General features: G+C 57.8%; 9 protein-coding genes. 8 read left to right on the top strand and 1 reads right to left on the bottom strand.

The features are described from left to right. Window positions 1-147 precede the first annotated feature (147 nt). On the bottom strand, window positions 148-1,338 hold the full coding sequence (locus tag G5S35_RS23740; protein WP_065058523.1) for a porin: 1,191 nt from the start codon (window positions 1,336-1,338) through the stop codon (window positions 148-150). Between the two features lie 742 nt (window positions 1,339-2,080). Here G5S35_RS23740 and G5S35_RS23735 point away from each other — a divergent pair. From G5S35_RS23735 to G5S35_RS23700, 8 genes are all read left to right on the top strand, one after another. After that, on the top strand, window positions 2,081-3,724 hold the full coding sequence (locus G5S35_RS23735) for a long-chain fatty acid--CoA ligase (RefSeq protein WP_338048729.1): 1,644 nt from the start codon (window positions 2,081-2,083) through the stop codon (window positions 3,722-3,724). A gap of 4 nt (window positions 3,725-3,728) precedes the next feature. Then, window positions 3,729-4,940, top strand: coding sequence for an SDR family NAD(P)-dependent oxidoreductase (locus G5S35_RS23730; RefSeq protein ID WP_065058520.1), 1,212 nt, complete (start codon window positions 3,729-3,731; stop codon window positions 4,938-4,940). Window positions 4,941-5,024: 84 nt separating this feature from the next. After that, window positions 5,025-5,837 (top strand): SDR family NAD(P)-dependent oxidoreductase, encoded by an 813-nt coding sequence (locus G5S35_RS23725; protein ID WP_065058519.1) that lies wholly within the window; start codon window positions 5,025-5,027, stop codon window positions 5,835-5,837. Between the two features lie 45 nt (window positions 5,838-5,882). Continuing rightward, window positions 5,883-6,656 carry an enoyl-CoA hydratase/isomerase family protein gene (locus G5S35_RS23720; protein WP_065058517.1) on the top strand — a complete coding sequence of 258 codons (774 nt, stop codon included), beginning with the start codon at window positions 5,883-5,885 and terminating at the stop codon, window positions 6,654-6,656. Between the two features lie 78 nt (window positions 6,657-6,734). Next, a complete protein-coding gene (locus G5S35_RS23715) occupies window positions 6,735-9,032 on the top strand; it encodes an acyl-CoA dehydrogenase family protein (RefSeq protein WP_183039760.1) in 2,298 nt (765 codons plus the stop codon). Between the two features lie 61 nt (window positions 9,033-9,093). After that, window positions 9,094-11,193: an acetate--CoA ligase family protein gene (locus tag G5S35_RS23710; RefSeq protein WP_237181631.1), complete on the top strand. Its 2,100-nt coding sequence runs from the start codon at window positions 9,094-9,096 to the stop codon at window positions 11,191-11,193. Window positions 11,194-11,242: 49 nt separating this feature from the next. Beyond that, window positions 11,243-11,839: a nuclear transport factor 2 family protein gene (locus tag G5S35_RS23705; RefSeq protein WP_183039759.1), complete on the top strand. Its 597-nt coding sequence runs from the start codon at window positions 11,243-11,245 to the stop codon at window positions 11,837-11,839. After that, window positions 11,836-12,717, top strand: coding sequence for an SMP-30/gluconolactonase/LRE family protein (locus G5S35_RS23700; RefSeq protein ID WP_074983703.1), 882 nt, complete (start codon window positions 11,836-11,838; stop codon window positions 12,715-12,717). Before G5S35_RS23705 ends, G5S35_RS23700 begins: the two co-directional genes overlap by 4 nt. The last annotated feature ends 6 nt before the right edge of the window (window positions 12,718-12,723 follow it).

Here is a 12,723-nt window from a genome sequence, read left to right as displayed (position 1 = left end):
AATCCGAAAAATCCTCTTTCAGCATTCAAAATCTGACATCAATACATTTAACAATCTGTCTTTAACCTGTAGTAAAGTGCGCTAGCCGGATACTGAATACTCCGTCCCGGATCGCGCCAATGCGTAGCGGCTGGGCCCTTGTCGCGCCTAAAAACTGTGACGAATGCCAAGTCGGGCGACAACCTGCTTGCCAGTCGAGCTATCCGCAATGTTGTCGATGTCGGCTACCGCTCTACCACCTTGTGAGTTCACGCCACGCGCATCCTGGTAGCCAACCGCAACATAGAGAAGCGTGCGCTTCGAAAGATCGTAGGAAGTGCGCGTATAGAACTGATTCGAGTGCTGATTGCCAACCCTTGTGCCATCGGGCCGGTTCACGCCGGTCGAAGTCTGGTAATTCCAGCCTACCGCTGTGGAGAAAAACGGCGACCACATATACTGCGCGCCCAGATCGAAGGTGTTGAATGTGGCCATTCCGCCGTTGAATGCCGTCATCTTGCCGAACTGGGCATTCGACCATGAACCGGCGAACGTCCAGGCGCCCTTCGTGTATTGTGCGGCGATCATCGCAATCTGAAACGATTGCGCGCTTGTATATCCCGCGTCCAGTTGATGGCTTAATAGCGTGCCCGCGCCATTCGACGTGAACCAGCCGGTGCCGTTCGTGGGCCCCGTCGGGTTCTTGAAGAACTCATACGCGGCGCCAACCTTCAGGCCAACGCCGGTATCGTATTGCGCGCCGAAGTTGTATTGCAGGCCATTGGTGAAGTCACCCGAGACGCCACCGATAGCCAGGCCGCCGCCGAACGTCAGGCCCTTGATTTTTGGGCTCAGGTAGCGGATCGAATTATTCTGGCGCAGGTTGATTGCGGCATTGTCCAGATCGCCCGCGTGCATGGCGGCGCCGTTCGAGGCCAGCGCACCTGCGTCGAGCATCATCGTGAAGTTGTTCACCGAATCATACTGACGACCGACCGTCACTTGACCATACCGTTCGCTCCGCAGGCCGATGAAGATCTGGCGACCCCACATCAGTCCACCTTGACCCAAGCCGCCGGACGGCATGTTGACGCCCGATTCCAGCGTGAAGATCGTGTGGAGACCACCGCCCAGATCTTCGTCACCACGAATACCCCAGCGCGAACCCGCCATTCCCGAAAGCGAGTCCAGGGCGAATTGCGCACCTCGTGGAGTCACCGTACCGTCTGCGTTTGTCGTACCGGTGTTGTTCGTGTACGTAATCGCCTGATCGAGAATGCCGTACACCATCACCGAGCTTTGTGCGTGAGCCGCGGCGACGAACGTGGTCAATGCGGCAGCAGAAAAAGTCTTTTTCATCGAATGTCTCCATCTATTTATATTAATTTTTTTAAAAATCTGATTTACATCAGATCGGCAGATAAAATAAATTGAAATATTGATACCACTTCAATGCCATGGGAACCTCGCAGGACCATCAAGAATCGACATCTGTTATTGCCGCCCACCGCAATGTCAGCGAGGCGGTCTGACCGTAAATGATTTTGGCTGAGCGAAGTGCCTGGCCGACTGAATCTCGAGCTGCTGGATCGCCTATCGAGACTCAAGTGGATCCGAGAAAAACTGCGCAGCCGAAACGGCCGCTGCCGACTCGTGCTTCTCGTGATACGCGACTGAATGGCCCTGCCTGTCTTTCATGACACGATCGTCTCACTCCGCCTCAGTTTCTTGCGCGCCGCCGGACGAAAACTCGATCTGTTTAAGTTCCGTCTCCGCTGCAGTCAGCGGATGGCTGATTACTCGTTTCTGCGGATTCAGAAGCGGATTCTAGGCAGCTACTCGAACATCACACAATCAAGAATATGTCGCGTTCTGTATTGCGAATTTGACATCAATACTCACGAGATAGCGACGATTCTGTGTAGTAAAGTAGTCTCGTTCATTGAGGGAATGCTTCGATCGATATTCGGGATTAACCCCAATGGTTCAGCAGTTCGCTTCCTGTATTGGCACGGTTTCAGCTCTGTTTGCCTGATTCGGTAGACGAGCCCATGGAGTGAGACTTCAGACAAATAAGAACAGGGCAACAATGAACGGACTCATGCAACAACGGCAGCTGCTGATCTCCGATTTGATCGAGCACGCGGCTAACAATCACGGCGATCGAGAAATTGTTTCAAACCTGGGCAATGGCCATATCCATCGCTATACATGGTCGGCCGCACTTGGCCGGTCGAAGCGTGTCGCAAATCTCATTCATGCACTGGGTGTGGCCACGGGGCAATGTGTTGCTACGCTGGCCTGGAATACGCATCGCCATCTTGAACTTTATTATGGGGTTTCCGGTACCGGCGCCGTGATGGCTACCGTCAACCCGCGGCTGTTCACGGAGCAGATTGTCTATATCCTGAATCATTCCGGCAGCTCGCATGTGTTCTTCGACGTGAGCCTGGCGAGGCTTGTGGTGGAGATTGCACCACAATGTCCGGATATCAAAGGCTTCATTGCATTGTGCGACGCCGATCAGATGCCCGACATCGTCGTTCCCGGCCTCGCCTGCTACGAGTCGTTGGTCACCGGTTGCAGTGAGGACTATGCCTGGCCGTCACTCGACGAAAATAGCGCTTCGTCCCTGTGCTATACCTCGGGCACGACGGGCAAGCCCAAGGGCGTTCTGTACAGCCATCGATCAACCGTATTGCATGCCATGTCAACCTGCATGGTCGACAGTTTCGCCATCAGCGCCCGCGACAGCGTGCTTCTGATCGTGCCGATGTTTCATGTGAACGGCTGGGGCATCCCCTATTCGTCAGCAATGGCTGGCGCCAAGCTTGTCCTTCCAGGTTCGGAACTCTCCGGCGGGCATGTTTACGCGATGCTTCGCGATGAGGCGTGCACTGTATCGTGCGGCGTCCCTACCGTGTGGATGTCGCTGCTCGAGTATGCAGAAAACGTGGACGCGGAGCAGCGGCGCAGAGACATCGTTTTGACGCGCGCACTCTCCGGCGGATCGGCGGCTCCACGGCGCATTATCGAGAAATTCGAGCACTATTTCGGTGTCTATCTATGTCAGGCGTGGGGAATGACGGAAACGAGTCCAGTCGTGACTGTGAACGTCCCGCTGCGCAAGCACGAAACGCTGACGCTCGATGAACGCTTCGACCTTCAGATGCTTTCGGGCCGTCCACTGCCCGGCACCGAAGTCGCTATCTTCGACGACGAAGGCAACCGCCTTCCCCACGACGGCCATACTGCCGGTCAACTGAAAGTGCGCGGCCACTGGGTCGCCCGCGCGTATTACCACCGTGAGGACGACGCATGGGATGCGAACGACTGGTTCGCGACCGGCGACCTGGCGACTTTGAACGCCGACGGCTATATCAGGATCACCGACCGCTCGAAAGACGTCATCAAGTCGGGGGGAGAATGGATCTCGTCACTGGATCTGGAAAGCGCAGCGCTCAGCCATCCTGCCATCGACGAGGCGGCTGTCATTGGTCTGCGCCACTCGCATTGGCAGGAGCGCCCGCTGCTGATCGCGGTGAAACGCAAAGGCAAGGATGTTACGGCCGACGCATTGCTGGACCACATGCGCAATCTGGTCGCGAAGTGGTGGCTTCCCGATGACGTGGTCTTCGTCGATTCACTTCCCCATACGGCGACCGGGAAGCTTTCCAAGCTTCCGCTGCGCAAGCAGTTCGAGAATTTCAGATTCTCGACCGATGTCGAGAATACGCGAGGATAAGCCGATGCAGTCGCAGAAAACTGTACTTATCACCGGATCCGCTTCCGGTATCGGTTATGCGAGCGCCATGCAATTTGCCAAATATGGCTGGCGCTGTGTGCTGGTCGATCACCAGGCCGAAGCCTTGCAGGACATGATCGAGATAATGCCGCAAGCGAGCGAGCCGCATTTGAAGCGAGTCGCCAATCTGATGGTGCCCGATGAAATAGCCGCACTCGCTGTCGACATGCCGTATCTCGACGCGCTGATCAACAATGCGGGCATGTCGGACAGCACGCAATTGCCGCTCACGGCCATGACAAGGGAACAGTTCGAGCCCCTCGTCCGGCTGAATCTGGATGCGCCTCGCCTGGTTTTTCAGGCGCTGGAAAAGAAACTCAAGCCGCAGGGCCGTGTTGTCAACGTTGCGTCGGGCGCCGGACTGCATGCGATCCCGTTTCGGGGCGCCTATTCACCCACGAAAGCCGGCGTTATCGCATTCACGAAAGCGTTGGCCTGTGACCGTCCCGATCTCGGTGTGACCGCCCTGTGCCCAGGTTTCGTCCGCACGGAAATCGTGCGCCGCCTGATCGAGTCAGGCCGTCTCGATGCGGCGCGAGCTGCCGGCGCAACACCACTCGGTCGTATTGCCGAGCCCATCGAACTTGCAGAAGCTTTGTTCTTCCTGTGTAGCGCAGGCGCTCGTCCTCTGTCCGGCTCCATTGTGTCGGTAGACGGCGCCGCATCGGTCTACGGAGGCTCCATTCAGTGTGCCTCGGCCGACTACGAAGTTTTGCCCATGGATATGGAAACGACCATCGACGTTGCCGGGGCCGCTCCGGACGCCATGCAGAACTGGATGTCGCTTCAGACCGGGAACAAAGGCACTGGCTATCAATCCGTCATTGATGCTTCCGTGTTGAACGCGCCGGTTGACCAGCACCTGAACGCCGTGCATGAGGCGGCGAAGCGCTTCGCTCAGTCCCATGCAGAGAACGCCAGTCTGACGCTCCTGCTCCCCAGGCAAAGCATGGACTGGAGGACCTGCGGTGACGACGCGGCGGCACGTATGTTCGTCGCGACACAGGCTTGTGAATGGGGATCGAGGGGGCTGCGCATTAACTCGCTCGAAGTCCATGCGCATACGCTGGTTTCCACAGTGCAGCCTATCGCTCGCTATATTACAAGCGCGGCAGCGCAATTTCTGACCGGCCAGTCGTGGACGCTAGCCGCCTAGCGTGCAGTCATCAGAAAGCAACTTAGACACAGACATATACGTTAGTACAGCATATGAATATTGAATCCGTCCGAGGTCCGGTCAATGAGTAAGCCTGAAAATTGGATGTCGTGGCTGGGTCTCTCTGGCCAAGTTTGTGTAATCACCGGGGGAGCCGGTGGTATTGGATCGGAAACCGCGAGACAAGTTGCGACCGCCGGCGGGAAAGTCGCGATTCTGGATCGGGATATGGAATGCTGTGCGGAGATCCTGAATGACATTCGCCTTGCTGGCGGTAGCGGGATCGCAGTCTGCTGTGACGTTTCTGATGCGGTATCCGTGACGCACGCTGCCGAAACGGTGTGCCATGAGCTCGGCCCGGCGCAGATTCTGGTTAACAACGCCGGTGTCGGCGGTGGTGGCCGCGTAGATCTGCTTGACGCGTCGGTCGACGAATGGCAGCGCCAGCTTTCAATCAATCTCACCGGTGCATTCCTCTGCGCGCAGGCATTCGGTACCCAAATGCGCGATACCGGCAGGGGCGGAACCATGGTCCACGTTGCGTCCATTGGCGGAAGTATCGCCATTCCCAAAAGCGTCGCGTATAGCGTTAGCAAAGCCGGGCTTCTCATGCTTTCGAGGCAGCTTTGCCTGGAACTTGCACAGTTTGGCATTCGCAGCAACTGCGTTAGCCCCGGCCTCGTCCGGACGCCGATGAGCGAATCCTATTACGAGGACGAAAACCTCGTGCGTACGCGCAGGGAGGCTGTGCCCTGTCGCCGGATTGCATCGCCAAAAGACATGGCGGAGGCGATCCTCTTCCTGGCTAGCAACAGGTCTGGTTACGTCAATGGCGAAGATATTTTGATTGATGGTGGTCTGAGCCAGATTGTCATGGCGAGCATTCCACGCGTTTGATTCGCCGTATGCGAAGTACCCGAACCCAACAAAGGAATCTGAAAGATGGAATTCAATACGCTGCTCGTTGAAATTAACGACAAGATCGCGCTGGTTACGCTTAATCGTCCGGAAAAGCGCAACGCCCAGAACGCCGAGATGCGCAATGAGATCATCGACTGTTTCGACGTGCTCGGTGCGCGCAACGATGTTTCGGTCATCGTTGTGACGGGCGCGGGTTCCGCGTTCTCGGCGGGTGCCGATATCAGCGACCGCAAGAGCCTCTCTCAGCCTGGTGCGTTCGCGAAACATCATCGTATCGTTCGTGAGTCGGCGTATGCGATCCGAGAGTGCCCAAAGCCCGTTATTGCCGCCATCAACGGCGCGGCCATGGGCGCCGGCTTTGGCATCGTGATGAATTCGGACATCTGGGTTGCCTCTGACGACGCCTATGTTTCCATGCCGGAAATCAATGTGGGGCTGGCTGGCGGCGTCTCGTTCCTGAACCGGATTTTTGGCCAGTCGCGAGCCCGCCGCATGTTTTACACAGGCATGAAGGTCACCGGTGGGGAGCTGTTTCGCCTCGGGCTCGTGGAAGCGTGCACGACGAGGGAAGAACTGCTGCCGTTCGCGATGCAAATCGCCAGGGAAATCGCGTCGAAGTCGCCTATCGCGTTGCGTCTCGCGAAAGAAGCCGCACGGCTGACCGAAAGCATGCCGCTGCGCGAGGCGTATCGATACGAACAGGGCAACACCGAATTCCTGTCCCAAACCGAAGACTCGAAAGAAGCCCAGCGCGCTTTCCTCGAAAAACGCGAACCGGTTTATGTAGGCCGCTAGTCGATCACGCCGTCAACAGATCAGTGGCGTCAATCTCCCAACTCGTTTAGCCGCTTCCTGGATTGCAGAGAATTAGTCATGAGTGAAATGGATCAACTACGGGATGAAGCGTTCTATACGGCATTTCGCCGGGAAATCGCCGAATATATCGAAGCGAATGTCCCGGCCGAAGTGCGTGCTGCAACGCGCGCTAACAAGAAACCGGGCCGCAGACTCCTGAGCCAGTACACCGCCGCCATGGCGAGGGGTGGTCGCGGCTATTCCGCACCGGGCTGGGCTGAAGCGTTCGGCGGACCGGGTTGGGACGGGATGCAGCGCTTGATTTTCGAGGAAGTGACGGCGGCAATGGACTGCCCGCAACTCTATCACCACGGGATCGGCCACATTGGCCCCGTGATTCAGGCATTTGGTACTGACGAGCAGCGAGCACGCTTTCTGCCGCCGATTATCGACGGTACGCAATGGTGGTGCCAAGGTTATTCGGAACCGGGTGCAGGCTCGGATCTAGCCGCGCTTAAAACCACCGCGGTTCTGGACCAGTCGGGCGAGAAGTATGTCGTCAACGGGCAAAAGATCTGGACGTCGCACGCCCAGGAAGCGGACATGATGTACACACTCGTGCGGACGAGCAACGAAGGTAAGCGCCAGGAAGGCATCAGCCTGCTTCTGATTCCGATGAACACACCGGGAATCGAGGTTCGCCCTATTCACACGATTGACCAGTGGCACCACGTCAACGAAGTGTTCCTGAAGGACGTCACGGTTCCGGTTTCGAATCGCATTGGTAACGAAGGACAGGGCTGGTCTTATGGCAAGTTCCTGCTCGACCGCGAGCGTCTGAGTCCGGCGCTGATGCCACGTCTGCTCCGTCACGTTCAACAAGTGACTGAACTGGTTCAGGAAAACATCCAGAAAAACGGCGCAACGCCTTCGCTACTGAAGGCGCTCGACCGCCTGCTCGAAGTCGAAGCAGGCGCGTATGGTACGCGTGAAATCCTGCTGTCGGCAATCAGGGAGGACATGGCGGGCACGCTGCAATCGTCCAAGTCGTCGGCGCTCAAACTGGCGTGCTCGAAGCAGAGTCAGGACGTGACGTCGATTGCGATGGACGTGCTCGGGCCTGAATACGCTGCCCGCCTGCTGCCAATGCTGCCGCCCGCAACAGAGGAAGACGAACTGAATATCGAACGTAATTTCGTTCATACCTACCTCTTCTATCGTTCACGTACGCTGGCGGGCGGGACGACCGAAATCCAGAAGAACATCATCGCCAAATCGATCATGAGCGCGGGCTACACCGTGAGCAACATGTTTCCGGGCGACATGTTCGACTCGTCGGCACGGTTGGCCGCTTCTGCCGAAACGCTGAAGGGCCGCGCCGTCGAAGCCCTGGCGTCGGGGAAATGGCAGTGTGCCCTCGAACTCGGATGGCAGTCAGTGCTGGTTTCCGAAGACAACGGCGGTGTCGGCGCCACGCTGATGGATCTCGCTGGCATCGTTGAAGCAGCCTCGCGTTATACGAACGTGATGCCGCTGGTCGAGCGTTGTGCTGTCGCTCCGGTTCTCATCGAAGCAGCGGCTGGCGCACCGGCTGCTCGTCCGGTGCTCGAACGGTTGCTGAACGGCGAAATCTCAGTGTCGCCGGTCCTGCAATCGCAATCGGGCACCCCGCTTCCTGCGGCTACCGTCAGCCTGGGAGGCAACGTCCTGTGTGGGGCCGTCCGCGGGTCTAACGAGAGCGAGCCGGCAACGCATCTCATCTTCAACGCGACTACTGCGGACGGCCAGGCGCTGGTGCTCATCGAGCGTTCGCGCCTCGCCGACCGCGCCCAGTACTTCAGCGGTATCGACGGGACGGTCACCGTGGATTACGTGGTGGACAACATTTGCCTCAATGAAGACGAAATTGTGATGACCGGCGCCGCAGCGACGGTCGCGGTCAACCAGGCGCTCCAGATCGGCACGCTGCTTTCATGCGTTCAGATCGTAGGTGCTGTCGGCGCCAAGATTGAACAGACGATCCAGTATCTCAACGACCGCGAGCAGTTCGGCAAGCCATTGGCAGTCCACCAGGTGCTGCAACACAGCGTCGTCGATTGTTACGTTGCCTACGAAGGCATCAAGGGCCAGGTCGCGCGGCTGATCGAGGACTTCAACGGCAGCGATGACTGCGCAATCGACCGCCTGATTATGCTGACCAAAATGTTTTGCGCGGGCGTCGCAAAAGACGTCGGCCATGCAGTGATCCAGATGCACGGCGGCATGGGAATGACGGTCGAAATGCCGGCTACCCAACTCTGCATGCAATCGCGCACCGCAGCGGAGCGATTCGGCAACCGTAGCCAATGTCTCGATTGGCTCGTCGCACAACGCTGAACCCGACTTGATTCTGTCTCGCTGGCTTTGCCGGGGGCGCATTCGCATTCTTTCGCATACCATGACCTCTCCTACTCTCTGCGCGCTGTTTGAAGCAAAATCCGTGGCCGTTATTGGTGCATCGTCGGATCCCGACCGCATCGGCGGACGGGTATTGCGATTCCTTCGTGAATCCGGCTTCGAGGGAGAATTATTCCCCATCAATCGCAGTGGTTCGGAAATCCAGGGCCTTCCGGCGTACTCGTCGATTCTCGACGTACCCGCAGTCCCGGATCAGGCAATCATCGTGGTTCCCACCGGCGGCGTGGAAGCCGCAGTGTGCGAAGCCATCCAGAAAGGTGTGCGTTCCGTTGTGGTCCTCACAGCTGGATTTGCGGAAGTCAACGTGGAAGGCCGTGCGGTTCAGGATCGTATGGCAGCAATGTGCAGGGCCGCAGGCATTCGTATGATTGGGCCTAACTCGCTTGGCTTGCTGAACGTTGAAACGCGTCTGTTCTCGACGTTTTCGGTTGTGCTCTACGGCATCAACCCCAAGGCCGGAAACATTGCGCTGGCAACGCAGTCAGGCGCCTTCGGATCGGCCCTCTACGGCGCGGCGACTTTACGGGGCATGGGATTCAGCAAGATCATTGCAACCGGCAATGAGGCCGACGTCGACGTCGCGGAAGCTATCGACTATCTGGCTGACGATCCGGGCACCAGGGTCATCATGGCCGCGCTCGAATCGGCAAAGGACGGTCAGAAGTTGCGTCGCGCACTTCTGAAAGCGGCGAACGCTCAAAAGCCGGTCATTATCATGAAGGTCGGCCGATCGGAACTGGGTGCCGCGGCCGCCGCGACCCATACCGGTTCGCTGGCGGGTAACGACGCCGCCTACGACACTGTTTTTGCAGAATGCGGTGCGTATCGTGCCCGGTCGCAGGAAGAACTGCTGGACATCGCCTATCTGGTTTCAACCACGGGTCATCTGCCGGTCAACAATGAGCTGGGCGTGCTTACGTCGTCGGGTGGTATCGGCGTGATGATTGCCGACGCGTGTAGCGATTCCGGCCTCGCCATGCCGGCCCTGCCCGAAGCCGCCAGGATGGCCATGCTTGATCTGCTGCCGTTTGCTGTCGCGGCCAACCCGCTCGATGTCACCGCGCAGATCACATCGGTGAAGAACGGTACGGTTCGCGCACTGGACATCATGCTTTCCCGCAGCAGTTACGGCACCACGCTGGCCTATCTCGCGTCGGCCGGACTGACGCCTGCGTCATTCAAGAACAACTACGCCCAACCCTTCAAGGAACTCAAAGCGCGGCATCCGGCGCGCGACGTCATCGTCGTCACGCTTTCCGTTCCCGAGGTCGACCGCGAACTCGAGAAAATCGGCATACCGGTATTCAATGACGCGACGCGCGCCACACTCGCACTGGGCGCGGCGGCAACAATCCGCGCTCGTTGGGCTGATCTCTACGAGATTCCCGACACGCCGAGTCGCGCCCGTGAGCTGGGCGACGTGAGCACGGAAGCGCTGGCCAAACAGGCATTGGCCGACGCAGGCCTGCCGGTACCACAGGAGATTCTGGCTATCGATGCCGATGCCGCCGTTGTTGCCGCCGACACCATCGGCTACCCCGTCGTGCTCAAGGTCGTAAGTCGGCAGATCCTGCACAAGACAGAGCTGGGCGGTGTCGTTCTCGACGTCAAATGCGCAGACGCGGTGCGTGCGGCCCATCAGCAGATCCTGGACAGAGTGAATGCCCATGCTCCACACGCGCAGATTGACGGCATCCTCGTTTGCCCGATGATCGTGGGCGGCACCGAAATGATCCTCGGGGTAAGCAACGATGCGACGTTTGGTCCGATGCTTCTCGTGGGTGCCGGTGGCATCAACACCGAGTTGTACAAGGACGTGTCGCTTGCTTCAGCCCCGCTCACGCAAACGCGCGCGCGGCAAACGCTCGACAAGGTTAAGGCGACGGCACTCCTGAAAGGCTGGCGTGGTTCCACGCCGAGGAACACCGACGCATTGGTTAGGGCAATGATCAAACTCTCCGGCTTCGCGATGTGTCACCCGGAAATCGTGAGCGTGGACGTCAATCCGCTTGTCGTACATGAATCCGGTGTAGCTGTACTGGACGCGGTGATCATCAAACAGCCGGCAGCCAGTTTCTGAACAGCGGCCATGACGCGTGGCCCGGCAACAACCCACGTCGAGAATGAACATGAGTCAATCTGAAATTTCGAATCAGGCAATACAGGCACTGTTGGACCGCGAAGCTATTCGAGAATGCCTCTATCGTTACTGTCGCGGCGTGGATCGAGGTGACGAGATCGCGCTGCGCGCAACCTATTGGGACGACGCAACAGATCGCCATGGTCCCTATCAGGGCACGGCTTCGGGGTTCTGCGATTGGGCAATGAGCTCACGCGAGAGTGCCGGTCGCATGATTCATATGATCGGCAACATCATGATCGAACTTCACGGCGATCACGCCGTAGCAGAAAGCTATTTCTACGCCGTTCAGGAGGATCGAAAGATAGCGGATGTACCCATGGAGGTCGTTCTTCACGGGCGCTATATCGATCGCTTCGAAAAACGAGTTGGCGAGTGGAAAGTCGCAGCGCGCACCGTCGTCTACGACTGGAGCCGCACGAAACCTGTCGAGGCCACGACTGAAATCGAAATGTTCGGGACCGCACGTCGTCCGCTGGGTTTGCGCTACCCGCGAGATACGCTCTATGAAGTGCGCGCCGAAGTTCTGAAATCGAGCGAGCGACATGTGGAAATCGCGGAAAACGTTGGCAAGAAATCTAAATGATCAATCATTCTATCGACATTATCGGTTCATCCCGCGATGCGTTGGGAGAGTGCCCGCTATGGGACGATCGTAAGCAGATCTTGTACTGGATTGATTCCCACGCACATCTCGTGAAGTCTACCGACCTGAAGTCGGCATGCGTGCGAACGTGGAAAATGCCGTCACAGATCGGGGCGATTGCTCTGTGCGAAAGTGGTCGCCTTCTCGTCGCAGAAGCAGACAGTTTCCACTTCCTTGATACAGAGACCGGCGAGGTGACTCATTTTGTCGACATGGTGCACCCTGCTCCGAACATGCGGCTCAACGATGGTCGTGTCGATCGCGAAGGGCGTTTTGTTATCGGCTCGATGGCACTCGGGCGACGGGAGCCCGTGGGCGAACTGTATCAACTCGATGGCAAAGGCTCTCTGAAGGTCCTGGAAACGGGAATCTGCGTCGCCAATTCGACCTGCTTTAGTCCCGACGGAAAGTACCTGTACTTTTCGGATAGCTTGAGCGACCAACTGCGTCGCTATCGCTACGACTCGTCATCCGGATCAATCAGCGGGCGTACGCGCTTCGTGGATACCACGTCATTGAAATCCGGTCCAGACGGCGCAACGATCGATGCACACGGCAATCTCTGGGCGGCGATGGTGATTTCTGGGCAACTCGCTCGATTCAGGCGCAATGGAAGGTTAGACATGCTGATCGACCTGCCTACTGTCTACCCGAGCTGCCCATGCATCGGCGGCCGTGATCTCGATACGATCTTCGTAACCTCGATCAGCAACAGTGGAAATGCGCTGCGCAGCGAGAATCCAAACGCCGGCGCTGTGGTTGCAATCAAAGACACCGGCGTAAAAGGCCTGGTCGAGTGCCGGTTTAACGATCTTTAATCAGGA

Origin of the sequence: Paraburkholderia tropica, assembly GCF_014171495.1 — a bacterium.
In the GTDB taxonomy this organism is placed as follows: domain Bacteria; phylum Pseudomonadota; class Gammaproteobacteria; order Burkholderiales; family Burkholderiaceae; genus Paraburkholderia; species Paraburkholderia tropica.
The sequence above is the reverse complement of the archived record's forward strand: the minus strand, read 5'-3'. Positions and strand labels throughout refer to the sequence as shown.